The sequence below is a fragment of the Pedobacter sp. BMA genome, from assembly GCF_001027745.1.
In the GTDB taxonomy this organism is placed as follows: domain Bacteria; phylum Bacteroidota; class Bacteroidia; order Sphingobacteriales; family Sphingobacteriaceae; genus Pedobacter.
On the sequence record NZ_LECU01000005.1, the window covers coordinates 134,946 to 161,463 of the forward strand.

The 26,518-nt window shown below is 41.3% G+C and carries 20 protein-coding genes; 7 read left to right on the top strand and 13 right to left on the bottom strand.

Annotated features, from left to right (window positions below):
- Positions 1-93 precede the first annotated feature (93 nt).
- The 3 genes from AB669_RS10110 (at position 94) to nhaA (ending at position 7,487) form a co-directional block, all read left to right on the top strand.
- Entirely contained in the window at positions 94-5,286 is a 5,193-nt protein-coding gene (locus AB669_RS10110; RefSeq protein ID WP_047799193.1) for a CehA/McbA family metallohydrolase, read from the top strand.
- An 8-nt stretch (positions 5,287-5,294) separates the two neighbouring features.
- A complete protein-coding gene (locus AB669_RS10115; RefSeq protein WP_053058361.1) occupies positions 5,295-6,215 on the top strand; it encodes a type IX secretion system membrane protein PorP/SprF in 921 nt (306 codons plus the stop codon).
- Positions 6,216-6,335: 120 nt separating this feature from the next.
- Positions 6,336-7,487 (top strand): Na+/H+ antiporter NhaA, encoded by a 1,152-nt coding sequence (nhaA, locus tag AB669_RS10120; RefSeq protein WP_047799194.1) that lies wholly within the window; start codon positions 6,336-6,338, stop codon positions 7,485-7,487.
- Positions 7,488-7,540: 53 nt separating this feature from the next.
- On the opposite strand, the gene AB669_RS10125 is transcribed toward nhaA, so the two are convergent.
- The 9 genes from AB669_RS10125 to trpD all read right to left on the bottom strand — a co-directional run bounded on the left by AB669_RS10125 (position 7,541) and on the right by trpD (position 19,184).
- On the bottom strand, positions 7,541-8,365 hold the full coding sequence (locus tag AB669_RS10125; RefSeq protein ID WP_047799195.1) for a hypothetical protein: 825 nt from the start codon (positions 8,363-8,365) through the stop codon (positions 7,541-7,543).
- Between the two features lie 247 nt (positions 8,366-8,612).
- Positions 8,613-10,019, bottom strand: coding sequence for a TolC family protein (locus AB669_RS10130; RefSeq protein ID WP_047799196.1), 1,407 nt, complete (start codon positions 10,017-10,019; stop codon positions 8,613-8,615).
- Positions 10,006-13,200, bottom strand: a complete 3,195-nt coding sequence (locus AB669_RS10135; protein ID WP_047799197.1) for an efflux RND transporter permease subunit — start codon at positions 13,198-13,200, stop codon at positions 10,006-10,008. Before AB669_RS10135 ends, AB669_RS10130 begins: the two co-directional genes overlap by 14 nt.
- Positions 13,201-13,292: 92 nt before the next feature.
- Positions 13,293-14,465, bottom strand: coding sequence for an efflux RND transporter periplasmic adaptor subunit (locus AB669_RS10140; protein WP_231582660.1), 1,173 nt, complete (start codon positions 14,463-14,465; stop codon positions 13,293-13,295).
- Positions 14,466-14,561: 96 nt separating this feature from the next.
- Complete coding sequence (locus AB669_RS10145) at positions 14,562-15,167, bottom strand: TetR/AcrR family transcriptional regulator (RefSeq protein WP_047799199.1); 606 nt, start codon at positions 15,165-15,167, stop codon at positions 14,562-14,564.
- A 286-nt stretch (positions 15,168-15,453) separates the two neighbouring features.
- Positions 15,454-16,221 carry a tryptophan synthase subunit alpha gene (gene trpA, locus AB669_RS10150; protein ID WP_047799551.1) on the bottom strand — a complete coding sequence of 256 codons (768 nt, stop codon included), beginning with the start codon at positions 16,219-16,221 and terminating at the stop codon, positions 15,454-15,456.
- A gap of 70 nt (positions 16,222-16,291) precedes the next feature.
- The gene (gene trpB / locus AB669_RS10155) at positions 16,292-17,473 is read right to left on the bottom strand and encodes a tryptophan synthase subunit beta (protein ID WP_047799200.1); all 1,182 of its coding nucleotides are present in this window, start codon (positions 17,471-17,473) and stop codon (positions 16,292-16,294) included.
- A gap of 92 nt (positions 17,474-17,565) precedes the next feature.
- Positions 17,566-18,198 carry a phosphoribosylanthranilate isomerase gene (locus AB669_RS10160; protein WP_047799201.1) on the bottom strand — a complete coding sequence of 211 codons (633 nt, stop codon included), beginning with the start codon at positions 18,196-18,198 and terminating at the stop codon, positions 17,566-17,568.
- The gene (trpD, locus tag AB669_RS10165) at positions 18,198-19,184 is read right to left on the bottom strand and encodes an anthranilate phosphoribosyltransferase (RefSeq protein ID WP_047799202.1); all 987 of its coding nucleotides are present in this window, start codon (positions 19,182-19,184) and stop codon (positions 18,198-18,200) included. Before trpD ends, AB669_RS10160 begins: the two co-directional genes overlap by 1 nt.
- A gap of 282 nt (positions 19,185-19,466) precedes the next feature.
- Between trpD and AB669_RS10170 the strand changes: the two genes are divergently transcribed.
- Positions 19,467-20,417 (top strand): ion channel, encoded by a 951-nt coding sequence (locus tag AB669_RS10170; RefSeq protein WP_047799203.1) that lies wholly within the window; start codon positions 19,467-19,469, stop codon positions 20,415-20,417.
- Here the strand turns inward: AB669_RS10170 and AB669_RS10175 are convergent.
- From AB669_RS10175 to recR, 3 genes are all read right to left on the bottom strand, one after another.
- The gene (locus AB669_RS10175; RefSeq protein ID WP_047799204.1) at positions 20,401-21,237 is read right to left on the bottom strand and encodes an alpha/beta hydrolase; all 837 of its coding nucleotides are present in this window, start codon (positions 21,235-21,237) and stop codon (positions 20,401-20,403) included. The genes AB669_RS10170 and AB669_RS10175 overlap by 17 nt on opposite strands.
- A 142-nt stretch (positions 21,238-21,379) precedes the next feature.
- The gene (locus AB669_RS10180) at positions 21,380-22,186 is read right to left on the bottom strand and encodes an SDR family oxidoreductase (RefSeq protein ID WP_047799205.1); all 807 of its coding nucleotides are present in this window, start codon (positions 22,184-22,186) and stop codon (positions 21,380-21,382) included.
- 53 nt (positions 22,187-22,239) lie between these two features.
- Positions 22,240-22,857 (bottom strand): recombination mediator RecR, encoded by a 618-nt coding sequence (recR, locus tag AB669_RS10185; protein ID WP_047799206.1) that lies wholly within the window; start codon positions 22,855-22,857, stop codon positions 22,240-22,242.
- A gap of 174 nt (positions 22,858-23,031) precedes the next feature.
- On the opposite strand from recR, the gene AB669_RS10190 reads away from it, so the two are divergent.
- From AB669_RS10190 to AB669_RS10200, 3 genes are all read left to right on the top strand, one after another.
- On the top strand, positions 23,032-24,540 hold the full coding sequence (locus tag AB669_RS10190; protein WP_047799207.1) for a sodium:solute symporter: 1,509 nt from the start codon (positions 23,032-23,034) through the stop codon (positions 24,538-24,540).
- Positions 24,541-24,558: 18 nt separating this feature from the next.
- Positions 24,559-25,266, top strand: coding sequence for a TIGR00730 family Rossman fold protein (locus AB669_RS10195; RefSeq protein ID WP_047799208.1), 708 nt, complete (start codon positions 24,559-24,561; stop codon positions 25,264-25,266).
- Positions 25,267-25,422: 156 nt separating this feature from the next.
- Complete coding sequence (locus tag AB669_RS10200; RefSeq protein ID WP_047799209.1) at positions 25,423-25,917, top strand: hypothetical protein; 495 nt, start codon at positions 25,423-25,425, stop codon at positions 25,915-25,917.
- On the opposite strand, the gene AB669_RS10205 is transcribed toward AB669_RS10200, so the two are convergent.
- Positions 25,914-26,504 carry a DUF502 domain-containing protein gene (locus tag AB669_RS10205; protein ID WP_047799210.1) on the bottom strand — a complete coding sequence of 197 codons (591 nt, stop codon included), beginning with the start codon at positions 26,502-26,504 and terminating at the stop codon, positions 25,914-25,916. The genes AB669_RS10200 and AB669_RS10205 overlap by 4 nt on opposite strands.
- Positions 26,505-26,518 lie beyond the last annotated feature (14 nt).

Consider the following 26,518-nt stretch of genomic DNA (forward strand, 5'->3'; position numbering starts at 1 on the left):
CCTAAGTTAATCAAAGCCTGAGTTTTCTTTGGTGCATTCCATTTGCACCTTAAACTGATTTATCAAAACATTTGATATCCCTATAAAAATTGTATGAAAAAAATTTTACTTCTATTCTTAATTATTGTCTTTTATTTCCCAACGGTAACTATTGCGCAAATAGCTTCCTGGGATTTCACTGGACAAACTATGGTTGCGACCTCAACCGCTAACAAATTTGATGCAGGCTTAACAGCAGCTCCGGTTTTAACCAGAGGAACAACAGCTCCTGCAAGCGCAGGAAATAACTCTTTTAGAACTCAGGGATTTCAGAACAACGGAATCTCTACTACAAATACAGATTACTTCCAGGTTACCCTAACCGCTGCTGCTGGCAAACAAATTTCTTTATCGTCGCTTGATGCGCTTTTTGCAGGTACAGCAACTTATTATGCCAGTCCCGGTGTAAGCACTCAATATGCTTATAGTCTCAACGGCACCAGTTTTACGTTAATTGGAAGTCCAATCAGCATTACCGCAGCAACAGTAGCACCTGCAGCCTCACCAACCGTAAATCTTTCAGGCATTGCGGCCCTTCAAAATGTACAGGCAGGAACTACAATTACAATCCGTTACTATGCCAGTGGACAAACGTCTACAGGTGGCTGGGGATTTAATTCGCCAGCTGCCGACAGAGCCGGTTTCAGTATTGGCGGAACCATTACAGCATCTGGTACGGTTGATACGACCCCTCCGACTTATGCATCCGGATACCCGAAAACCTCTTTGATTAGCAGTACTACGGTTAACTTAACTTCTAACATTAATGAGGCCGGAAAAACGTACTACGTTCTCATTCCTGCTACAGGAACAGCTCCAACAACCTCTGCGCAGATTAAGGCTGGAAAAGATGGCAATAACAATGATGCATTCAAATCAGGCTCTTTTGCGAATACTCTTGGTGTCGATGCTTCCACAACAATCGCGGGCTTAACGCTTTCTACTGCCTACAGAATTTATGTTACTGCAGAAGACGCAGCCGCTACAGCTAACCTGCAAACCAGCTTTTCAACTTTAAGTTTTAGCACTTTGGGGGCTGCCGACGTAACACCACCAGTTACCGCAGCAACCTACCCTAAAACCAGCAACGTTACCACTACATCGGTTGATTTCACCAATAACATCAATGAAGCCGGGACGACTTACTATGTTTTGGCCTTAACAACAACCACTGCCCCGACTGCTGCCCAGGTGAAAGCCGGACAGGATGGAACAGGCGCAACGGCTTTAAAATCTGGAAGCTTCACCAACACAGCCAACACAGATGCTTCAGCATCCATCACAGGTCTTAGTGTCGGCACTTCTTATACCCTATACGTTGTGGCGCAGGATGCGGCTGCAAATTTACAAACCGTTGTTTCCAGTGTAGATGCTACAACAGCAAACCCTCCGCTGGTTAGTGCCCCGGTTATCATCAGTCAGTATTACGAAGGTACCTCAGTAAATAAATGGATTGAACTGACCAACCTGAGTAATGCACCTGTCAATACTGCTTCACCACTGCTAAAACTTGCTTTATATAACATTTCGGGAGACGCTGGAAACATTAACATCACCGGTACGCCATCTCAGATTGTCAACCTGAATTTCACGATACCTGCACAAGGTTCTGTCCTCCTGGGTAACACAGGCAATGGGACTGAAGTTACCTATTTAACTTCATCAAGTGCAATATTGAACAGCAACACGGTCATTAACTTTAATGGTAATGATGGTGTAGCTTTACTTGATGCCAATAACAATATTATTGATGCTTTTGGCCAGGGTGTTAACGCGAAGGATGTTTCCTACGTTAGAAGTTTAAATGTTACTGCTCCGGCACCTGTATTTTTAGAAAGTGATTGGACCAGAACACCAATAGCAACAGTTCAGAATGCAATTGACGATGACGATGCAGATCGCCTGGGCGTGCATTTTCCGCCAAATTTACCCGTTTGTTCGGCACCAACGGTGGCAGCCACTTCATTAGTTTTTACTGGTGTAACCACAGGAAGCATCACCGGAACTTTCGTAAAATCAACCGACGCAAATGAATACCTGATTATCAGGAGCCTGAATACCACATTAACTGCCCTGCCAGTAGATGGAACAGCTTATGCCATTGGCTCATCCTTTGGTGGTGGCATAGTGGTAAATAAAATTGTAGCCAATACCTTCACTGATAATAACCTTACAAGTTCAACGAACTATACCTATTTTATTATTCCGTTAAATAACCTCTCATGTACTGGAGGACCGAAATATCTGACCTCAAATATCCTTTCGGGTACGCAAACAACCAGAACATTATTGCCTTGTACAACACCAGCAGCTCAGCCAACTAATTTCACCATCACCTCATCCAATTACAATTTCATACAGGCAGCTTTTACGCCAAACAGCGCAAGCGATGAGTACCTGGTGGTAATGAGCACGGTTAATTCGTTATCAGCAAACCCTGTAAACCAAACCGTTTATAATGTTGGCGACATGATCGGTGGCGGTGTTGTTGTAAAACGTGGCGCAGGTGGCACATTTATCAGGAATGGTTTAACACAAAATACCAATTATTATTTTTTCGTTTATGCTGTAAACAGCGCATGCGCAGGTGGCCCGTTTTATTTAACTAGTCAACCTTTACAGGGAACCTTTAAAACGGGCATACTCGATGTAAATAAACTAAACTTCTACTACGGTAACTTACATAGCCACAGTAGCTATTCGGATGGAAATAAAGACGATTTAACTAAAAAACCGGAAGATGATTATGCCTTCGCAAAGAACTCAATGAACCTTGATTTCCTGGGGATATCAGAACATAATCATACACAGGCCGGAATGTCATTAGCAAACTGGCAGCCAGGAATTGACGCAGCTAAAAAGGCTACCACATCCAATTTTGTGGCATTACATGGTATGGAATGGGGTGTCATCAGTGGTGGTGGTCACGTCATCGTTTATGGTATCGACTCTTTGATCGGTTGGGAATCTGGAGAAAACCAGATATATGTGCCTAAAAGTGTTTATACGGGTAGTACCGGGCTGTTCAGAATTATCAACAGGCACGGCTTAAACGCAGTGGCAACATTGGCTCACCCGAATACAACAGATTTCAACAATATTTCAGCTACTTACGATTTGAGTGCCGACAGTGCAATCGTTGGAACCGCTTTGGAAAGCGGCCCTGCATTTTCCACCAATACTACCTACTCGGATCCGGCCAGCTCAATGAGTTACCTGAGCTATTATAACCGCATGCTGGCCAGAGGCTATCACCTGGGAGCAAGTATCGATCACGATAATCATAACTTAACATTTGGCCGGCATACCAGAGCCCGCCTGGTGGTGCTGGCGCCCGCCCTTACGGAGAATGATTTATTAGATGCTATTAAAAAAATGCGTTTCTATGCATCACAGGATTCGGCTGCTAAAATCGTTTTCACAATCAATAAACAACCGGTTGGAAGTGTATTCAAAACGGCAGGCGCACCTTTAATTGAAGTGAATTCCATTACAACCAGTCCGGTAACCAGCATTAAAATTCTTTATGGCACACCAGGCAGTGGTGTAAACCCGGTAGAATTAACAACAAGCTCTTCTACAAACTTGACCTACACGGACAATGCACTGGCAAATTTAGCTACAGGATATTATTACGCAGATATAGTAGAAGCCGATGGTAGTAGGATCATTACCTCACCAATCTGGTATTCTCGCGATGATGCCACAGTAAAGAAAAATCAGAATATCACTTTCACAGCTACTAAAACGGTAACCTATGGTGATCCCGATTTTGCTGCTGGTGCAACAAGTGATAACACGGCCATTAATATCACGTATACGAGTAGTGATACTAATATTGCAACGATAACCAACAGTGATGTGCATATTTTGAAAGCCGGTACAGTAACCATTACTGCCAATCAGCCTGGCGATACCTTTTTTAATCCTGCATTAGCAAAACAACAAATATTAACCATATCGCCAAAAACGATTACGGTAACTGCTGATGCAAAAACGAAAGTCGAATCGACCGTTGACCCGGCTTTCACCTTCACCTCAACCCCAACATTAGTTGGTGCCGATACCTTTACAGGTAACTTGACCCGGATTGGTGGAGAAACAGCGGGTGATTATGCGATTACACAAGGTACACTGGGGTTAAATACAAACTATGCCATTAATTACAGACCTGCAAATCTGCATATTTATGCTAAACCGGCTGCAACTTTGAGTGCCAGCGTTTCAGCTCCTTTGAACGGAACTGCGCCTGTAATCACCTTTACAGCTGCTGCTGGTACTGCACCCTTCACTTTTACCTATAACATAAATAACGGAAGCAGCAGAACGTTGACATCAACAACCAATACAGCAACCGTAACTGCACCCACCACAGCAGTGGGAACATTTGTTTATACCATAACCAGCATTCGTGATGCGTATAGTACCCAGGTACAAAATGTCTCTACTACAGTAACCATCCGTCCCTTGCCATTGGCAGCAGTTTCCGGAACTTCCTCCGTATGTAATTTCAGTTCTTCCCCACAAGTTACCTTTACAGGTTCAAACGGAACAGCTCCGTACACTTTCACTTATACAGTGAATGGCAGTAGCAACAGAACGGTAACTGCAAGTGGCACCACTGCAACAGTAAGTGTGCCGACAGGCTCAGCAGGAACATTTGTGTACAGCCTGGTAAGCGTTACCGATGCCTATGCATCCCAGACCCAAACGGGCACGGCCACAGTGGTGGTAAATCCATTGCCCGTGATTACCATTAACAGCAACAAAGGTATTTCAATTTCTAAAGGAGATGCCATCGTATTAACGGCAACAGGAGGAACACAATACAGCTGGACAGGTGCCGATGTGGTGAGTGGCCAGAATACCGCAGCATTAACCATCCGCCCCAAACAAAGCGGTACTTATAGAGTGGTGGTTACCAATGCAAGCGGTTGCATTTCCGATCAAAGCATTTCAATTACCGTAATCGATGACTATAAGCTGGAAGCCAGTACGCTGGTTACCCCTAACGGGGATGGCTATAACGATAAGTTCATCATTAAAAATATCGATTACTATCCAAACAATAAGGTAACCATTTTTGATAAAACCGGACGTGTACTGTACACCAAACAAACCTATGCCAACGATTGGGATGGAACAGTAAACGGAAGCCCGCTCGCCGAAGGAACCTATTACTACATAGTCGACCTCGGAACAGGTGTAGGCACATTTAAAGGATTCATCAACATTATCAGAAACTAATTACAGACATGAAAGCAATTACTCAAAACATAAAGCAAATAAGTCGCGTAACATTTCTATTTGCAGCAGGCACATTATTTTGTAACAGCGTAAAAGCACAGATCCTCCCTTTAAACGCACAATATTTCCAGAACCGTTACCTTATTAACCCATCTATGGCGGGTATAAATGAAGGTTTCAATATCAATGGGAGTTTCCGTAAGCAATGGTCTAACATTCCAGGGGCACCGCTTACCCAGAGTGTAACACTCGATGAGCAGGTAGGTAAAGTTGGCTGGGGAGCAAACTTCTACAATGAAAAAGCAGGTGGTATTCAACGCACTAAAATGGTTGGAACATTCGCCTATCACCTCCCTCTGAGTAATGAAGATCAAAAGCTGAACTTTGGTATTTCGTTTGGGGCCAGCCAGGACAGGCTGGATTTAAGCAGCGTTCGCAATAGCGATATCAATGATCCCTCCATAGCCCGTTTCAACGACAGAGGTTATTATTTCGATGGTGATTTTGGTGTATCCTACACCTCAAAAGGTTTAACCGTTGAAGGGGCTATTCCTAACATGCGTTCTGTTTTCAGGAACGACGACTTAAACATTGCGGATAAGCCTACATTTTATTCTGCAGTAGGCTATAAGTTTGGTCTAGGGACTGGAATCAATGGAATCAGTTTAGAACCCAAAGCTGTTTTCAGAGGCATTAAGAACTACAAAAATCTGTGGGATGCAGGATTGAACGCCAACTTCGCTAACGATAAACTGTATGTAATGGCGATGTACCACAACACGCAGAACGCAACAGTTGGGTTTGGAATGAACTATAAATCTGCTTTATATTTCATGGCTTACTATAATACGGCAACATCAGCAATTAGTGGTTATACCGATGGGGATTTTGAAGTGAATATCAGAGTAAATATAGGGAAAAAACCGTAGTCAACCTGATTATCCTAAAGCCGCAGATTCTCAGATTTTTAATCTATGGGTCTGCGGCTTTTTCATAAATAATCTTCCAATCTGCAGTCCGCACCTTAAATTTTGCCTATTTTTACGTCCATGGCAAAAGGGATTAACTTCGAGATATTCAGACGTTTTTTTAAATCAGGACAGGTTGGCGGTTTGCTGCTTTTGTTTTGTGTCGCCCTCTCCCTCCTGATCGCCAATAGTCCTCTACATGAAAGTTTTGAACAATTCCTGGCAAACCAAATAGGTTATGGAGCTATAAAGTTTAGTATTCTGGCCTGGATCAACGACGCCTTAATGGCTATATTTTTTCTCCTCGTCGGACTGGAAATCAAACGGGAACTCATCGGAGGTGAGCTCTCTTCTGTTAAAAGTGCAACATTGCCGGTAATTGCTGCTTTAGGTGGCATGATTGTACCTGCCCTGATTTATATGTTATTTAACCAGGGTACCCCATCTTCAGGAGGCTGGGGCATTCCCATGGCAACAGATATTGCTTTCGCCCTGGCAATTATAGCATTATTAGGGAAAAGTGTACCATCCGGTTTAAAAATATTTCTTGCTGCATTGGCCATTGTAGATGATTTGGGCGCTATTGTGGTTATTGCTGTTTTCTACACCAGTGAGATCCATTTCCTTTATCTGGCCATGGCTGGAGGAGTTTTGGTGATATTGATGCTGATGAATTATTTCGGAATTAAGCATTTAGTTTTTTACCTCCTGCCCGGCATATTTCTTTGGTATTTTATTCACCATTCCGGAATCCATGCTACCATCGCCGGTGTACTTTTGGCCTTCACCATACCCACAAACGACACAACGGAATTATCCCCTTTAGAGCAGCTGGAACATGCATTAACGGTTCCTGTAAATTACCTGATTATGCCTGTTTTTGCCCTGGCTAATACTAATATTACCTTTGTAAAAGGAATGCTTTCAGGTTTAATTTCTCCGCTGGGAGCAGGTATTCTAGCTGGCCTTTTCTTAGGAAAAACAATTGGCGTGACCACATTTAGCTGGTTAGTGGTAAAGTTAAAATGGGCAATTTTACCCCACCAGACAAACTGGAAACACCTGATCGGATTAGGAATGCTGGCTGGTATCGGCTTCACCATGTCGATATTTATTGCAATGCTATCTTTTGATGATGCTTTGCAAATTTCAGAGGCGAAATTTGCCATCCTAACTGCTTCGGTTTTATCAGGCACGGCCGGATTTTTATTTCTGAAACTATTAAGGAAATAAATTTTCGCGGTCTGCCTGTCTGCAATGTTCTGTATTAGACAATCTATTGGACCTCATTCCAAATTCAGCGAACTACCCCATGTCCCAACCCCTGTTTCTTCCGGGCTTTTCATTTTCTCCTCCTTCGCTTCAACAAAAGGTACTTCCACCCCTTCCTTCAAATGCAACGCGTGGGTGATCATACAACCGAAGTAACGCTTATCGTAACTTCGGGTACCTTTGGTATCGTGATAAATCCCGGCAGCAACAATTAAGGCCTTTTCGCCCTTGAGATCGACTTCCAGTTTTAAACTTATTTTCGGATCAATAGGTTTACCTGGCTCAATCACCAGATCATTCAGACGAATACATTCATACTGCCCGCCATCGTCCAGGTCATATTGAAATACCATCATCTGGATGTAAGTCCTTGTAGCATTTGGAACAAGTCTAAAAAAGTGCTCATCTTTTGGTTTCTCCCAAGTAAATGTAATAAAATTTGCCGGATCGATATTAACACCCAATCGCGCATAACAGAGCGAAGCAAACTTTCTGCCGGTATTAAATTGAAATCCTTCAAGCAACTTCAGGTTTCCCTGATTTAAATGCTTGTTGCCGAGCATTTCAGAAGGAATACTGTTGAATACGCGCGTAAAATTTTTGTTGAGCCGGTTGTGGAAGTCGTCGTTACCGTAATGTTTTACCAGGCTTTTGAAAGCCTTGCGTAGGTAGGAGGAATTGCGTGTAGCCTCACCAAAATCACGACCGCTTTTGATCGTGTTTTCAGAAAGCTTATAACTGGTGGCTTTTTTCCTCACCACCTGTTTCTTGCCCCTTGTGTAAAATACAAAATCGCTGAGTGATCCGCGAAATCTGTTCATCCCGTTTGCTATTGCCATATATTTTTTTGTAACTTAGCTTGAGTCAGTGGGATGATATTCTAATTTACCACTTCCTTCTCAAAATTCAAAAAAATATCACAGTTCTTTTACCGAAGAAAGACCGGACATGGTATAGCTATGGTTCCCGGAAAACATTCGGCTGCCTCCAAAAAAACAGCCGAACGTAACCCGAATATTTCCATAAGTTGGTAATATGTTTTCTGCCAGTTAAGTCAATACCCGCTGGAACAGCTAACAAGTAATCCTAATTCCAACCGCCACCTAAAGAGCGATACAAGCCTACAACAGCATTAAGCTGTTCAGTTTTGATGGAAGCCAGTTCCAGCTCACTTTGTAGTAAATTACCTTGTGCAGTAATTACTTCCAGATAATTTGCCATGCCGCTTTTAAATAGCAAGCTTGCATTTTTCGAAGCCTGTTGTAAAGTACGTGCACGCTTTTCAGCAATACTGTATTGAGATTTCAGCTTCTCCACTTTAGTCAGTTCATCCGATACCTCTCCTACTGCATTTAAAACAGATTGGCGAAATTGAATAACTGATTTCTCGCGGTCTATTTTAGCCAGCGCTAAATTAGATTTTAACTGTCCTCGCTGGAAAACAGGCTGAGTGATCCCGCCTGAAACCAATCCAAACAATGAAGCCGGCATACTAAACCAATTGCTGGCTTTAAATGAATTTACCCCACCGCTGGCTGTAATCACAAGTGATGGGTACAAGCTTGCTTTTGCTACACCAACTTTTGCATTGGCAACATTCAGTGCCAATTCGGCCGATTTGATATCTGGCCTGCGGCTTAACAATGACGAAGGAAATCCAGCGTTTAGTTCCTGAGGAATCAACATTTTATCCAGTCGGCTGGTACGGGTAATGGACTGCGGCAATGTACCTATTAAAACGCTCAGCGCATTTTCCTGCAAGGTTAAATTCTGCTCCAAACGGGGAATTAACTGTGCTGCAATCAATTGTTGCGCTTCAGCTTGCTGAATAGCAAGAGAAGTCACCTGCCCGGCATCAAATTGTAAATTGATGATCCTAAGGGTACTGTCACTCAGCTTCAGGTTCTTCTGCGCAATCTCCAGTTGAGCATCAAGCATCAACAAATTATAGTAGCCTTGGGCTACGTTGGCAACCAAACGCGTTTGAACAGCTTTGCGTGCTTCCTCGGTTTGCAAAAAACTGGCCAAAGCGCCAGCTTTTTGATTACGGATTTTACCCCAGATATCCGCCTCCCAAATCAGTCCTAAATTAGCACTGTAATCTTCAATATGGGTTGATCCGGTAAATTGGTTCAAACTTAACCCGTTTAAGCTGTTATCAGATGGGCGACTCGAACTCGCTGCAACCTGCAACTTTAATTCTGGTAAATAACCCAGTTTTGATTGCTTGAACAACACTTCGGCAGCATCGATATTTTTTAACGCAATCTGCATATCGTAGTTTTTAGCCAAAGCCGTATCGATTAAATGCTGAACCGTTAAATCATTAATGAAGCTCTTAAAAGGCAAATCGCCCACACTTGAAGAATCTTTTTGAATGGTGTTTCTGAATAGTCCCGGCACCACATTTGGCAGGGATACATCTTTAGAAACTGAACAGCCGCTCCAGATTATTGCAAGGAGCAAAATGGCAATAATATTAAACCGTTTCATAAACAACTTGATTTATAGGTGATTCCTGATGGTCATGAATTACCTCTTGTGATTTTTTTGAAAATTTCTCCTGGATAGCCTGGAAGATGACGAAGAGTACCGGAATAATGAACAGTCCCAGGATAACACCCGAAATCATCCCTCCGGCAGCCCCGATGCTAATGGAGTGGTTACCCTGAGCTGATGGCCCTGTGGCGCCCATCATGGGAACCAGGCCCACAATGAAGGCAAGCGAAGTCATGATGATCGGACGCAACCTCGATTTTGCTGCTTCTAAAGCCGAGGCAACTAAAGGCTGACCGCCTCTTCGCCGCTGCACCGCAAATTCAACAATCAGGATGGCGTTTTTAGCGAGTAAGCCGATGAGCATAATCAGTGCCACCTGAACATAAATGTTGTTCTCAATACCCGTTAATCCAATGGCAATGAATACACCAAATATTCCGGCAGGGATAGATAATATAACGGCTAAGGGAAGAATATAACTCTCATATTGTGCTGAAAGTAAGAAATAAATAAATACCAGACACAACAGGAAAATCACTGTCGACTGACCGCCTGAGGCGATTTCTTCACGTGTTTGTCCGGAAAACTCATAGCTGTATCCTGCCGGAAGTTGTTTCTCCGCAGTCTCTTCGATTGCCTTAATCGCATCACCCGAACTAAAACCTGGTTTTGGAATCGCATTAATCGAGATAGAGTTGAAAAGGTTGTAGCGAGAGGCGGTTTCTGAACCATAAACTCTGCTCAGTTTTACCAAAGTGTTAATGGGTACCATTTCTCCCCTGCTACTCTTTACAAAAACATGATCGATAGTGGACGGGTCTGCCCGGTCCTGAACATCAGCCTGTACAACAACACGGTAATATTTACCAAACCTGTTGAAATCAGATGCCTGCGCGCTACCGAAATACGTCTGCATGGTTTGCAAAATGTCTTTCACATTCACGCCCAGCTGATCAGCCTTTTCATCGTTGATATCCAGTTGCAATTGCGGATAATCCGCTTTGAAACTGGTAAAGGCCACAGCAATTTCCGGACGTTTCATCAATTCCCCGATAAACTGCTGAGAAATACCACTGAATTTATCCAGCTTACCCCCTGTTTTATCTTGAAGAACCATATCCAAAGCTTCCACATTACTAAAGCCTGGTACGGTTGGAAAACTAAATACAAAGAAACTGCCTCCCGAAATGGCACCAAGCTTACCACGAACCTGGTTCATAATTTCGTCGATATTCTTCACCGCCCCGCGTTCCTTGTTTGGCTTAAGCAAAACAAATACTACAGCAGATGAAGGGCTGGTTGAATTGGTTAAGAGATTAAATCCAGAAACTGCAGTCACATCTCTCGAAGCATCCAGTTTGCTTAATACATCCTCCGCTTGAGTCATTACTTTTTGTGTTCCATCCAATGATGTTCCGGACGGCGTATTCACTGCAATGGCAATAAAACCCTGATCTTCCGTCGGGATAAATCCTGCGGGAGTCGTTTTAACCATAAAAATGGTAACCAGGGTAATTAAAGCCAATCCACCCATACTTAACCACTTATGGCGAACTAGAAACTTTAATCCTCCAACATAACGATTGGTTAATGAATTGAAACTGTGATTAAATCCGTTGAAAAAACGCTGCTTAAAGTTTGGTTTTTCCTCAGGTTTATCACTATGGGTAGAATGATTATCTTTCAAAAACAAAGCTGCTAATGCCGGACTCAACGTCAATGCATTCACTGCAGAAATCACAATCGCAATCGCCATCGTAAACGCAAACTGTCGGTAGAAAACGCCTGTTGACCCTTCCATAAATCCAACTGGCAGGAATACCGCAGCCATTACCAGGGTGATGGAAATGATTGCCCCGGTAATTTCGTGCATAGCCTCGTGCGTTGCTGCTTTCGGACCTAAATGTTTATGTTCCATTTTGGCGTGTACGGCTTCCACAACTACAATTGCGTCATCCACCACAATACCAATAGCCAGAATTAGCGCAAACAGGGTTAACAGATTGATAGAAAATCCAAACAACTGCATAAAGAAGAATGTACCCAGAATGGCTACCGGAACAGCGATCGCCGGAATCAAGGTAGACCTGAAATCCTGCAAGAAGAGAAACACCACAATGAAAACAAGTATAAAGGCTTCAACCAATGTATGTTCAACCTGCTCTATAGACTGATCAAGAGAAACTTTGGTACTATAGAAGATATTCTTTTTAATACCTGCCGGAAAGGTTTTCTCCGACTTTTCCATGAGCTTGTTTATCGCCACCTGGATATCATTCGAGTTGGAACCGGCCAGTTGAATGATCCCGATTACAATCGCTTTTTTACCGTTGATTCTGGTAATACTATTGTAAGAGTAAGCACCAAGTTCAATTCTTGCAACATCTTTCAGATGCAGTATCGAACCATCAGCATTAGCACGGATAGCAATGTTTTCATACTCTTCAGGTTTAGTTAATTTGCCTTTATATTTGATTACGTATTCGAAAACTTCTTTACTTTTCTCCCCAAACTTACCCGGGGCAGCCTCTAAACTTTTATCCTGAATGGCTCTCATAATTTCATTTGGCGTAACCTGATAAGTTGCCATCTGCGATGGGTTTAACCAAACACGCATTGAATAATCTTTTACTCCGCCAAAAATCGCTGCAGAACCTACACCCGGGATACGCTTGATTTCTGGTATAATATTAATCTGAGCATAGTTGGCTACGAAAGTCTGGTCGTATTTTGACTCATCGTCTGTGTACATTCCAATAGCCATAATGAAACTATTTTGCTGTTTGGCAGTGGTTACACCCTGCTGTACAACCTCCGCCGGCAACTGGCTGGTTGCCTGCGCAACCCTGTTTTGAACGTTAACAGCAGCCTGGTCAGCATTGGTTCCCAGTTTAAAGAAAACCGTAATCGCCAGTGAACCGTCATTACTGGCTGTAGAACTCATGTAAGTCATATTTTCCACACCATTTATCGATTCTTCGAGAGATGGTGCTACTGAACGTAGAACCGTTTCAGCATTCGCTCCAGGGTATACTGCCGTTACCAAAACGGATGGTGGGGCAATATCGGGAAACTGTTGAAGGGGTAGTTTCGCCAGACCAAGTACCCCCAGTATCACCAATAAAATGGAGATTACGGTTGCCAGTACCGGTCTTTGTATAAATATCTTGAACATTATTTATTTGTTTAGTATTTGTTCTTGTAATTTGTTCGTGCATCAGGCTTTCCACCGATTTGATTTCGCCTTTAGCAATTCGCACTGGTTTATCAGCGCTTTAGTTTTGCCGCTTTATCTGTTGCTTTTTCCGGTGTGATCACCTGTCCTTCCTGTAAACGGTCCAGGCCGCTCAACACAATCTGGTCGCCTGGTTTCACACCATCCTTTACCAGGTAATTATTACCGCTTTTACCAACAACTGTAATTGGCATTTTACTTACTTTATTACCTTTGTTTAGTGCAAAAACAAAAACCTTATCCTGCATTTCTACGGTGGCCGATTGAGGAATGAGAATGGCGTCGTCGTGTTTCAACCCTAAACGGAGTTTACCTGTATTGCCAGAACGAAGACTGCCGCTTGCATTAGGAAAACTTGCCCTCAGCGTAATTGCTCCGGTATTTTTGTCAAACTGACCGTCAATCATGTCTATTTTACCTTTTATAGGATAGATGGAGTTATCTGCCAAAACCAATTCAACCGCCGGAAGGTGCTTGATCCTGTCGGCTGGATTATTACCAGGATAATTCGCATTGAAGCTATTGAAATCGTTTTCAGCTAAAGCGAAATAGACATGCACTTCATGGATATCAGACAACTGGGTTAACGCAACCTGGTCGGACGGAGAAACTAAACTACCTTGTTTCTTAGGAATTCTGCCGATGTAGCCACTCACTGTGGCTTTCACATTGGTATAGCCTAAATTAATCTGTGCCGATGCTACGCTTGCTTTGGCTTGCTCAGCATTGGCCTGCGCAATTTTGTAAGCTGTTTTTGCGGTTTTCAGTTGAAATTCAGAAACTACCTTGTTTTGTACCAGCGGGGTTAACTTATCAACTTCCAGCTGAGCATTTAATATTGCTGCTTCGGCAGCGTGTAAACTTGCCTTTGCATTATTTAAAGCCTCGCGGTAAGGGTTTTCATTAATTTTAAAAAGTGTTTGTCCGGCCGTTACATAAGCCCCCTCATTAACTAAAACACTTTGTAAATAACCACTTACCTGAGGACGAACCTCAATATCTACTGCACCCTGAATAGCAGCTGGATATTCAATGAAAGTGGTTTCAGTACTCTCGTTAACAAGGCTAACTGGTAAAACCGGCGGTGGCGGAGCCGCTGCAGTCTGATCGGGAGCAGATTTACAGCTCACCAAAATGATTGAGAGCGATGAAATAATAATTAGAGCCTTAACCTGATTAAACTGTTTAACACTGTTAAGTAACATGAAAAGACGATGGATAGCATTCATATGATTAAAAATTATAGTGGATTTATGGTATATAAATAATCTAACAGCGTTAGATTAGCGGGTAAAAAAAAATTAACTATTAATAGAAAGTGTAATACCTTTAATGGCATCTTTCAATATTTGCTGGTTTAGTTCGTCTGTGGTTCTTCCATTCGGGCGAACCAGGTTAATAGAAATCAATCCATGGATAATCGACCAATAGGTGTAATATTTCATGCAAATGTCGTTTTCAGAGACAGGTTGCTTGATAAATAAAGATTCAATCACATCACCTAGCATTGCAGAAACCTGCTCCGCTTCAGTCATAGAGTTCTTCACCGTACAACAAACCATATCAACACCATACATCAGCTGATAAAATTCTTTGTGGGTAAATGCAAAGTTCCAATAGGCAATCCACATGGCTTCCATTTGGTCTGCAGCTGATTCATATTTGTCTCTGGCTTCACGAATATCCTTACCTAAAATCTGGTAACCCCTTCTGGTCAGTTCCAGTAAAATCCCTTCCTTGTTTGGAAAGTATTCATAAATTATAGGCGCTGTATATTCAATCTGATCAGCAATTTTACGCATACTCAAAGCCTGCCATCCCTCAGTTTGAACAATGTTCAGGGCTGCATCCAGAATACTGGTTCTGGTTTCTTCTTTTAAACGTAAAATTCTTTCCTTACTTCCCATGACTGGAATTGCTTAGTGATAAATAATCTAGCACTGTTAAGCAAAGGTAAAACCATTTCAGAGATTCACAATCATTGAATTGTCAAATCGTTTTCTAAACGTTAAAGATGGATGAAATGATAAATAGACGCTTGTTCAATCACGGAACCGGCTACTTGAATTTAGTTCTTGAGTTAACTAACCATATAAGGAATGTAAGTTTCTAATAAGCCAATCTGCTTAAATATACCTTACATTCCTTTTATGGGTCAAAAATAGAAACATTATAATTTAATTGCAGGGTAACCTAAGGCTTAAATTGCTTCATAAAATCATCAACATTCTCCTCGATATTTCCATCCGCTATCGCTTTCACGAATGCTGTACCAATGATTGCACCATTAGCGTATGAACACGCTTTATCGAAAGTTTGCTTGTCGCTGATTCCGAAACCAATCATCGCAGGGTTTTTCAGCTTCATATTTTGAATTCTGCTGAAATAAGTTTCTGTGGTATCCCCTACCTCAAGGTTTTTCCCTGTAGTTGCTGAAGACGATAAAAGATAAATAAAGCCATTGGTTAATCCATCAATCTTGTGAATTCGTTCTTCAGCAGTTTGCGGTGTGATCAAAAACACATTACTTAGATTGTGCTCTTCAAAACAACCTTTGTAAAACTCCTCGTATTCAACCATTGGCAAATCAGGAACAATACACCCGTCTACCCCCACTTCTGCACAGGCTTTACAAAAATTTTCTACACCAAATTGCAACACCGGATTTACATAGCCCATTAGCAAAACAGGTATAGTTACACTTTTACGTAGATCTTTTAACTGCTCGAAAAGAAGTTTGAGCGTCATTCCCTGGTCTAACGACTGCTTGCTGCTTGCCTGAATAACTGGTCCGTCTGCAACCGGATCGGAGTATGGGAAACCAATTTCAAGCATATCTGCACCTGATTTCTCCAATGCTTCAGCAATTCGTATGGTATCGCCGGTATTAGGATAACCAGCTGTATAGTAAATTGATAAGATATTTTTCTTCTCTTCGAAGAGTTGTTTAATTCTGTTCATAACCCCAACCCCCAAGGGGGCTTTTATTTGTTTAAAGATTAACCTCATAGTCCCCTTAAGGGATTTAGGGTTATAAATTGAAATATTTAATGTAAGTATCTAAATCCTTATCGCCTCTTCCTGAAAGGCAAACGACAACATTTTCCCCACCCTTGAATTCCATTTTTTCGAGGTAAGCCAATGCATGTGCACTTTCAATCGCAGGAATAATTCCTTCCAGTTGCGTACACAATAAACCCGCATCTAAACTTTCCTCATCGGTAATCGAAACATATTGCCCGCGACCTGTTTTAAACAGGTGTGCGTGCTGAGGGCCGATTCCCGGATAATCTAAACCCGCAGAAACCGAATGCGGTTCTACTACCTGACCATCTGCTGTTTGCATTAAAATACTTCTGCTGCCGTGTAAAACACCTTCCTTACCCAGGTAGGTTGTCGCAGCAGATAATCCGCTTGAAACACCCTTGCCAGCTGCTTCAACAGCAATTAACTTTACATCTTCGTCATCCATGAAATGATAAAACATACCCATTGCGTTACTTCCCCCTCCAACGCAAGCCAATACATAATCTGGTTGTTCGCTGCCGGTTTGTTCCAGTAACTGTTTTTTAGTCTCCTCAGAGATAATCGATTGAAAAATAGCTACCATATCCGGGTATGGATGCGGACCAACAACCGAGCCGATGATGTAATGGGTATCCACCGGGTTGTTGATCCAATCGCGCATCGCCTCATTAGTGGCATCCTTTAAGGTTTTGCTTCCAGAACTTGCCGGAACTACCTTTGCACCTAACATTTTCATGCGGGCAACATTAGGTGCCTGGCGCTCGATATCCACTTCGCCCATATAAATGACGCATTCTAAATTACGTAAAGCACATACAGTAGCTGTAGCAACGCCATGCTGACCCGCGCCTGTTTCGGCAATAATTCTTTTTTTACCAAGCTTCTCTGCGAGAAGAATCTGCCCTACAGTATTGTTAATTTTATGTGCGCCCGTGTGGTTTAAATCCTCCCTTTTAAGGAAAATATTCGCACCGAACCGCTCGGAATATCTTTTAGCCAGATATAGCGGAGAAGGCCTACCCACATAGTCTCTCAACAATTGATGAAATTCTTTCTGAAAATCAGCATCATCAATAATCTTTAAATAATTTTGACGCAATTCCTCTACGTTTGGATAAAGCATTTCAGGAATATATGCGCCCCCAAAATCTCCGTAATATCCTTTTTCGTTTACTTTGTATTTCATATCTGTAAATTTTGTTAGCCTGAAAAGCGAAGATTTAATGTGAACAGTTATTTTAAATGCTCTCTGATAGTCGCGAATCAGTATAAACTTGCTTATTTTACTGCTGTTATAAATTCTTTTATTTTACCGGCATTCTTGATGCCCGGCTCCACTTCAAACAGGCTATTAATATCAAGGGCATATAATCGTACATCTTCTATTTTAGCTATTGCCGCCGCATGTTCCAGGTCAATTCCTCCACTTAAAAAGTAAGGTTGATCAAGGGTATAGTGCTCCAGAATCTTCCAGTCAAAAGTTTTACCAGATCCGCCATGAGCTTTGGTTTTAGTATCGAACAGAAAATAATCTGTTACTTTCTGATAACCGTTTAAAACCCTAAAGTCGAAGTGCACATCCACTCCAAATGCTTTGATCACCTCCAGTTGGTTAAAACTGTTTTTTAAGTCTTCGCAGTACTCCACAGTTTCCTGACCATGCAACTGAACTGCTTTTAACTGATAATCCTGAATCTTCTTCTTCACCACCGCCAGTTCCTCATTAACAAAAACACCAACACTCTTGATTTCGGAAGGGATGTATTTAATCAGCTCGGCAGATACATCGGTAATCATTCTTGGCGATTGCTTATAGAAAATAAATCCCATGTAATCCGGACGCAAACTGGCTACTGCGGCAATATTTGCGGCCAGTGTCATTCCACAAACCTTTAACTTAACTTCTTTCATTACGCTACCAGCTTTTTGAAACTCTCCAGGGCTTTTTTGCTGGCTAACGATTCTTCCGCTTCATAATAACAATCGGCGAAAGAGCATGTCGGCTTAATGGTTCTGATGGCCAGTGCCGAGTTGCATAAAACCACATTGTTCTGAACATCCGTTGCTGTTCCGTTTAAAACATCCATGAATATTCTGGCTGATGATTCAACGGTATCTCCTCCTTTAATCGCATTTACCGGAACTTTTTCAAAACCCATATCATTAAGCGTTAAAATCTGTTCCCCCTTATTCGTAAACGTTTTTACATCACAGGTAAGCGAGACTTCATCGTAGCCTTCCAGTGCATGTACAATGGTATAGTTTTTCGTGGTATCCTGATACAAATAGGCATATAACCTAGCCAGTTCCAGGCTAAAAACCCCAACCATCTGATATTTGGGCTGTGAGGGATTAACCATTGGTCCAAGCATATTAAAAAAGGTTTTTACACCTAATTCCTTACGGATAGGGGCTACAATTTTCATCGCCGGGTTAAATAAAGGAGCATGCAGAAAACAAATGCCTGCCGCATCCAGGTTCCTTTTCAGCGTATCCTGGTCGTTAGTAAAATTATAGCCCAGATATTCCATCACATTTGACGAACCACAACCCGATGATACACCATAATTACCATGCTTAGCCACCTTGTGACCTGCACCTGCAACCACAAAAGAAGACAGGGTGGAAATATTGAAGGTATCTTTTCCATCGCCACCTGTACCACATAAATCAATGAGTTCATAATCAGAAAAGTCAGCTTTGATCCCTAAATCGAGCATCGCATCCCGAAACCCCTGTAACTCATCAACTGTAATGTTACGCATGGCATAGGCAGTAATAAACGCGGCAATCTGTGAAGAATTAAATTCACCCTGTGTAATCGAGATCAGGATATTCTTCGCCTCTTCCCTGCTGAAACTTTTATTCTCAAATAAATGGTTTAATATTCTTTTCATATTAATGTTTTCAAGCGCTGGTTCGTATTTCTCAAACCGTTTATTAATTTATTCCTTGATTGCAGAACCCTAGGCCTGTAAAAAAATCGCATAAAAAAAGGATTGCTTTTTGGGCAATCCTCTTCGTTTTTTGTAAAATATTTTGAAATATATAACAATAGAATGTGCCTAACGAATTTCGTTATGCCACCACCAATTGTTATTTAAGTTTTTAATTATCATGTTTGTATAAAGCAAATATTGACATACTTTTTTATAATTCCAAAATCTTTCTAAAAATATATGGCTTTTTTCAAGAGAAAAGTACAATTCAATGATGATCTGGGTTTCGGCTCAAGTCCGGTTATTAAAAATCAACGCGTTCTAAATACCGATGGAACGCCTAATATCGAGCGTACAGGTTTACCGTGGTTCAAATTTGATGATACGTATACGCGCCTTGTTACCATGAGCTGGTCAAGATTTTTCCTGGTTATTCTGGTTACTTACCTCATAGTAAATACCTTTTTTGCCTTTGCCTATAATGTTGTAGGCATCGAAAACTTAGATGGCGCCAAGGGTACAACATTGCGCGACCAGTTTTTCGATGCATTCTTCTTCTCTGCGCAAACCATTTCCACAGTGGGTTACGGACACATCTCACCTCAGGGTTTTATTACCAGTATTTTAGCGGCGTTTGAAAGCATGCTCGGTTTGCTGGCCTTTGCATTGGCTACAGGCTTACTGTATGGACGGTTCAGCCGACCGACATCAAAAGTCATCTTCAGCAAGAAAATGGTTGTTGCACCATACCAAGGTAAAACCGGACTCATGTGCCGTTTGGCTAATCTCAGGAAAAATGCCCTGATTGATGTAGAAGCACAAATGTTCATGACCTATAATGAGACTGTTGATGGAAAACTCAAAAGGAGTTTTTATCCGTTGGAACTGGAGCGTAGCAAAATCAGCGTACTCTCCCTGAACTGGACATTAGTGCATCCGGTTAATGAAGACAGTCCGGTTTTTGAAAAAAGTTTAGACGAACTCAAAATTGCGGAGGTGGAGATCTTTGTGATTTTAAGGGCGTTCGATGATACCTTTGCACAAACAATACATACCCGGACAAGCTATCAGGATGAAGACATAGAATGGAACGCGATATTTAGAATTATGCATTACCACAATGAAGAAGGGAAAACAGTAATGGACTACAGCTTATTCGACAGTACAGAAAAGCTTAGGATTGATGGTTGATAAACGTTACAATGTCTTTGTACAAATCGTTCCCACCAAATATCATCTGACTAATCATAGGCACATGACTTTTACCTTTAATTTCCCTGATTTCCACAGGAACCTTATTCGCTTTTAATTTTTCATACAGCCTCGGGGTTTGCAGCTTAATTGCACCGTAGGTTTTACTGCCATAAAAAAGCAAATGTGGATTTTTGATCTGATTAACATATTCCAGTGGAGACGCTGTTTTCCAAACCGCTGGCTGGTTGGTAAAAGTTCTTAAGAAATCGTAATAATAGTCATCCTTTTCAGCTTCAGTCAAATATTCGTGAATATCCAAACCAAAAGGGTCATTTAAAATCACTCCTTTAATTGGGTTTTTGATCCCGGCATGCTGAAAATATTTCGGATCACTGTTGATGAGTTCTGCTAAATGCGCGCCTGCAGAATGACCCATTACAAAAAGCATATTTGCATTGGCCTGATATCCGGAAATGTTCTCCTTTACCCACTTTACAGCTAAAGCACAATCATCGGCCATTTTACCATATTGAGCATCTGGAGCCAGAGGATAATTAATGATTACTGTGACAATTCCTTTTCTGGCAAAATTACGCCCCAGCCACCAGTAAGTCTCTTTTTTTCCGCTACTCCATGAACCGCCATGTATAAAAATCAAAACAGGCTTATCCGCTACGCCGTCGTTTTTATAGAAGATGTTGAGCGTATTTTTCTCGGCAGTAGTGCCCGCGTAATTGATATTTTTAACTGTTTTTACTTGTGCTGAGGATATAATGGTTTGGAATAAGAGCATTACTAAAACTAGTTTTTGAAGCATATTGATTTTTTTTCAGTCAACACTTAACAAACGAAAAAGTTCGGCAAACGGATTGCAATAATCAGGTTGCCCCAACTTTTAAAATACAGGAATCATTTTTGGCTAGACGCCCAAAACCCACATCTAACACTTCAACTTTAATCTAGATCAATGGGTTTTTCTCCTTTGAAAATAAATCAAAAACCTTTTTGTCTACAAAAGCAGGAAACAGCTTGTTCATCCAAACGGCTAGCTTACCCTGACCTGTCATCACCAAAGTGCGTTTGCGTTTTTCAACACCATCTGCTATAATACCTGCAACCTCTTCAGATGTCATCATTTTTCCTTCGTCCATGCTAGTTTCTCCGTGCGCAGCGCCATCTTTTGATAAAGCTGTAACTCGGATATTCGAGGCCGTAAATCCCGGACAGGCCACCAATACGTTCACGCCGGTTTTCAAAAGCTCAGTCCTCAGCGATTCAAGAAAGCCGTTCATCGCAAATTTCGATGCTGAATAACCCGTACGTCCTGGCAATCCCCTGAAACCGGCAATCGATGAAACCCCGACAACAGTACCCTTTGCTTTCAATATCTCCGGTAAAGCATATTTTGTACAATAAACCGTGCCCCAGAAATTAACATCCATTAAATTCTTTAGTACTGATAAATCCAGATCGTTAAACAAAGCACGCATAGATAATCCTGCGTTATTAACGAGAATATCTATTTTTTGAAATGAAACAAGTGCTTGTTTGATGATCAGTTCGCAATCCTCCTCTTTGCTCACATCCGCCTGAACAGCAACAGCCCTTATACCGTATCGTTTTTCCAGATCAGCGGTAATTTCACATAACGTAACATATTGACGGGCAGCCAAAACAAGATTTGCGCCACGTTTAGCAAATTCCTCGGCACAAGCTTTTCCAATTCCGCTTGATGCACCGGTGATGATGATAACTTTATCTTTCATTAAATGGTTGTTGTTTAGTTTTTACTTGCTGCATTTACCGCTGATCGTCAACACTACTTCATCATCGCGTTTTCGTAAGGCACACGGGTAACAATCGAACGTCCAAGGGTAATTTCATCGGTATATTCCAATTCTCCGCCAAAGGCAATTCCTCTGGCGATGGTGGTAATCGGAACATTAAATTCCTTCAATCTTTTATACAGGTAAAACAAGGTAGTATCACCTTCCATATTAGGGCTCAAGGCCAGGATTACTTCTTTAACATCACCGGTTCCAACACGTTGAACGAGCGAATCAATGTACAAATCAGCAGGACCAACGCCATCCATCGGAGAGATTAACCCGCCCAAAACATGGTACACCCCAAAATATTGCCCGGTATTTTCAATAGCCATTACATCGCGCGTATCTTCAACCACACAAATGGTTTCCTTATCCCGCTTATGTGAAGTGCAAATCTCGCAAATCGTGTGATCTGAGATATTGTAGCAAATGCTACAATTTTTAATCTGCTGCTTTAACTTAATCAGCGTATTTCCAAACTGGTTCACCTCCTCCTGTTCCTTATTTAAAAGATGTAAAACTAACCTCAACGCCGTCTTCTGTCCCACACCAGGTAATTTCGAGAATTCGTTTACTGCATCTTCAAGCAGTTTGGATGAAAAATTCATATCGCAAAAATATGTAAAAATGTTTATTAGTTCATTGATCGAACAGGCATTAGTTTGCCGGCTAGATGCTTAATGAAATATTGAACAAATTGCTGATGAGCAATTGAATTAATGAACTATCTAACTATTGATTTTATTAGTAATTTCATACATTTATCTTCTTAAAACAAATCTATGTCGCCAACCATACTGTTATGCTTCCTGATCGGTTACTTTTTACTGCTCATTATCATTTCCTTTGTCACCTCTAAAGATTCTTCGGATAACAATTCATTTTTCGTTGCCAACAGAAACTCAAAATGGTATCTGGTTGCATTTGGAATGATTGGAACTGCACTTTCAGGGGTAACTTTTATCTCCGTTCCCGGTGAAGTGGGTGCCCCCGCAGGCAATCAGTTTCAGTATTTTCAGTTCGTACTGGGAAATGCCGTTGGCTTTATCATCATCTGTACAGTGTTATTGCCGCTGTATTACAGAATGAATTTAACCTCCATTTACAGTTATATAGAGCAGCGATTAGGCCATTACAGTTACAAAACCGCAGCATCCATCTTCCTGTTAAGCCGTACGCTTGGTTCTGCTACCAGATTGTATCTGGTAGTAATCGTGCTCCAGCGCTTCATCTTCGACAATTATCACGTTCCATTTTGGTTAACAGTGCTGATTTCCCTGTCGCTCATCTGGTCATACACCTTTAAGGGCGGATTAAAAACCATTATCATCACCGATACCCTGCAAACATTTTTCCTGGTTTTATCGGTTTTCTTAACCATCTATTTCATTTGCAATAGCCTTGATTTCAATATCCCACAGGCATTTGAAACGGTAAAAAACAGCAGCTATTCAAAAATATTTTTTCTGGAAGATTTCCTGACCAACAAGTTTTATTTTGGTAAACAGTTTATAGGTGGCATTTTCGTTACTATCGCCATGACAGGCTTGGATCAGGATTTAATGCAGAAAAACCTGAGCATGGGAACCATTAAAGAAGCACAAAAGAACATGTTCACCTTTACAGGTGTATTCGTAATTTTAAATGTCTTCTTCCTGAGCGTTGGTGCACTACTGTATATTTTCGCTGCTAAAAACGGAATAGATATTCCCCTTGATCACATCACCGGGAAGCCCAGAACAGATTTATTATTTCCGGAGATAGCCCTGAACAACCTCGGGGCGATACCCGCCATTATATTTATGCTGGGGTTAACGGCCGCTACCTTTGCCACAACAGACTCGGCCCTTACCGCATTAACAACATCATTTTGTGTCGACTTCCTGGGAATGGCAAAAAAAGATAACATCAATGCGAAAGATGCAGTGAAGAAACGTCATACTGTACACGTTGCTTTCTCCGTACTCATGTTTCTGGTGATAATAGTAATCAATGCCGTAAACAGTTCGTCGGTAGTTAGTTTAATTTTCACCATCGCTTCCTATACCTACGGGCCACTTTTGGGCTTATACAGCTTCGGACTTTTCGTAAAAAAAAGAGGTTTGCACGATAAAATAGTACCAATTGTTTGCATATTATCGCCTTTTTTATGTTACTTGCTTTCAAGCTACTCCAAAGAGTTATTTGGTGGCTACGTTTTCAGTGTTGAACTGATCTTAATCAACGGTTTAATCACATTTATTGGTTTGCTTTTCATCAGTAAAAAAACAGACACGCAAACCAGATTTTAATATTAGAATACAGAATTTATGACGAGTGAAGAAAAAATAAGAAGTGCTTTTGAAAATAAAGATTGGCAGGAAATTAAAGTAACAGATTCATGGCAGATTTTTAAAATCATGGCCGAATTTGTAGATGGATTCGAGAAATTGGCCAAGATAGGCCCCTGTGTTACTATATATGGTTCTGCACGGACCGCGCAAACAAACAGGTATTATCAACTGGCGGAACAGTGCGGTAAGTTATTAACCGATCGTGGATATGGGGTGATTACCGGAGGTGGCCCGGGAATTATGGAAGCCGGAAATAAAGGTGCACATACCAATGGTGGCAAGTCAGTGGGTCTGAATATAGAACTTCCTTTCGAGCAGTTCCATAACAAATATATCGATCACAATAAACTATTGGAATTTGATTACTTCTTTGTCCGCAAGGTAATGTTCATGAAATACAGCCAGGGCTTTGTGGTTCTTCCGGGTGGATTTGGTACTATGGATGAACTCTTTGAAGCCTTAACTTTAATTCAGACCGGTAAAATTGCCCGCTTTCCAATCGTATTGCTTGGAAAAGATTATTGGAGCGGATTAATCGACTGGATTAAAAATACCATGCTCGAGAAAGAACATAACATACACGAAGAAGATTTAAACCTCTTCCGTTTAGTAGACACTGCTGAAGAAGCTGCCGAACATATTTTCAGGTTCTACGACAAATATGTCCTTAAACCTAACTTCTAATCAGGAAAATAAACTGGAATGTTCCTGATGTAAAAGGCTAATCGATATAAAGCTCCCACAAAGTCAGACACTTTATGGGGGCTTTTTTATTTAACAAACAATTTCTGTAACGATTCGTTTATTCCGCAGTCTTAACAATAAAGGCACGGTAAGTTGATGGAGCAAATATTAAATTGGAGAAAAGGTTTATTCGACAGCCATTATCAGGTGTTTGATCATGCTACGCCTAAATTTTCAATCAACTTTAACTCGCTAAAAAATTCAGCATTTGCCACTACACAAAAGGAAATTTATCTTTTGAGAAGCCAGGGTTATTCAAATCCTGAAACACAGATTCTAAACAACCAGAACGAGATCATCGCGACTATCCGCTATGACTGGTTAAATTTTAAAGCCAAAGTACAGTTCCCCTCCGGCGAAGTATTTGACTGGGGTTTTCAAAACAGTTGGTTAAGCAGGTGGTCATTGAACAACCATACAGATAAACAGATTATCTACAACTCATCGTCAGGAAGCGGTTTAATTCATAGCAATATCGATGATGACTTGCTGGTTTTAACCGGCTTATTTATCCGTGAATACTACACCAGGATTTTACTTGCTTTTCTCATCATCACGATCCTCCTGTTTAGTGGACGGAATATTTTTTAAAGTCCGCTTACACCGCCGCTCACCACCAGTTTCATTGCATCAGCAGCACTCATATTCAAATCTTTAACCCGCTCTTTATTTACAATACAAAGCTGGCCGGCAAAAGAATATGACAGCGGAAAATAAACAGCTACCTCATCGGGCAAATCCAGTTTTTCAAGATGTGGCTGTGTTAGAAATCCGATTTTCTTCAAACCGCCTTCTACTTCAACCAAAACCGGGTGATTAAACTTCTTTTCGTCACCAACAAATGCTTCAGTTAAATCTTTTATGGAAGAATAAATAAAATTAAACAGCGGCATTCGTTGCATCATCCGCTGAAACCAGTTGTACATCGGCTCAGTAACCAGATTCGTTACAAAAATACCAGCCATTAAAATAATGGTCAAAACAGTAAGTAAACCTAAACCAGGAATATTCCGGCTTTCCCCTGTTTTAGGGTTCACACCCAGAATATTATTCACATTTAACCAGCTATCTACGGTTGTAACTGCCCACACCACGATAAAAATACTCACAGCAATGGGGACAACAATTAATAAACCTTTTATGATATAGTTTAAAATAGCTTTCCCGATCTTATTCATGCTGCAAACTTATT

Excerpts from the sequence above, each read along its gene's own strand:
- AB669_RS10110 (WP_047799193.1), top strand. The coding sequence starts at position 94 with ATGAAAAAAATTTTACTTCTATTCTTAATTATTGTCTTTTATTTCCCA.
- AB669_RS10135 (WP_047799197.1), bottom strand. The coding sequence starts at position 13,200 with ATGTTCAAGATATTTATACAAAGACCGGTACTGGCAACCGTAATCTCC.
- AB669_RS10130 (WP_047799196.1), bottom strand. The coding sequence starts at position 10,019 with ATGAAACGGTTTAATATTATTGCCATTTTGCTCCTTGCAATAATCTGG.
- trpD (WP_047799202.1), bottom strand. The coding sequence starts at position 19,184 with ATGAAAAGAATATTAAACCATTTATTTGAGAATAAAAGTTTCAGCAGG.
- AB669_RS10205 (WP_047799210.1), bottom strand. The coding sequence starts at position 26,504 with ATGAATAAGATCGGGAAAGCTATTTTAAACTATATCATAAAAGGTTTA.
- recR (WP_047799206.1), bottom strand. The coding sequence starts at position 22,857 with ATGAATTTTTCATCCAAACTGCTTGAAGATGCAGTAAACGAATTCTCG.
- trpA (WP_047799551.1), bottom strand. The coding sequence starts at position 16,221 with ATGAACAGAATTAAACAACTCTTCGAAGAGAAGAAAAATATCTTATCA.
- AB669_RS10115 (WP_053058361.1), top strand. The coding sequence starts at position 5,295 with ATGAAAGCAATTACTCAAAACATAAAGCAAATAAGTCGCGTAACATTT.
- AB669_RS10140 (WP_231582660.1), bottom strand. The coding sequence starts at position 14,465 with ATGTTACTTAACAGTGTTAAACAGTTTAATCAGGTTAAGGCTCTAATT.
- AB669_RS10175 (WP_047799204.1), bottom strand. The coding sequence starts at position 21,237 with ATGCTTCAAAAACTAGTTTTAGTAATGCTCTTATTCCAAACCATTATA.
- AB669_RS10170 (WP_047799203.1), top strand. The coding sequence starts at position 19,467 with ATGGCTTTTTTCAAGAGAAAAGTACAATTCAATGATGATCTGGGTTTC.
- AB669_RS10190 (WP_047799207.1), top strand. The coding sequence starts at position 23,032 with ATGTCGCCAACCATACTGTTATGCTTCCTGATCGGTTACTTTTTACTG.
- AB669_RS10125 (WP_047799195.1), bottom strand. The coding sequence starts at position 8,365 with ATGGCAATAGCAAACGGGATGAACAGATTTCGCGGATCACTCAGCGAT.
- nhaA (WP_047799194.1), top strand. The coding sequence starts at position 6,336 with ATGGCAAAAGGGATTAACTTCGAGATATTCAGACGTTTTTTTAAATCA.
- AB669_RS10160 (WP_047799201.1), bottom strand. The coding sequence starts at position 18,198 with ATGAAAGAAGTTAAGTTAAAGGTTTGTGGAATGACACTGGCCGCAAAT.
- trpB (WP_047799200.1), bottom strand. The coding sequence starts at position 17,473 with ATGAAATACAAAGTAAACGAAAAAGGATATTACGGAGATTTTGGGGGC.
- AB669_RS10180 (WP_047799205.1), bottom strand. The coding sequence starts at position 22,186 with ATGAAAGATAAAGTTATCATCATCACCGGTGCATCAAGCGGAATTGGA.
- AB669_RS10195 (WP_047799208.1), top strand. The coding sequence starts at position 24,559 with ATGACGAGTGAAGAAAAAATAAGAAGTGCTTTTGAAAATAAAGATTGG.
- AB669_RS10145 (WP_047799199.1), bottom strand. The coding sequence starts at position 15,167 with ATGGGAAGTAAGGAAAGAATTTTACGTTTAAAAGAAGAAACCAGAACC.
- AB669_RS10200 (WP_047799209.1), top strand. The coding sequence starts at position 25,423 with ATGGAGCAAATATTAAATTGGAGAAAAGGTTTATTCGACAGCCATTAT.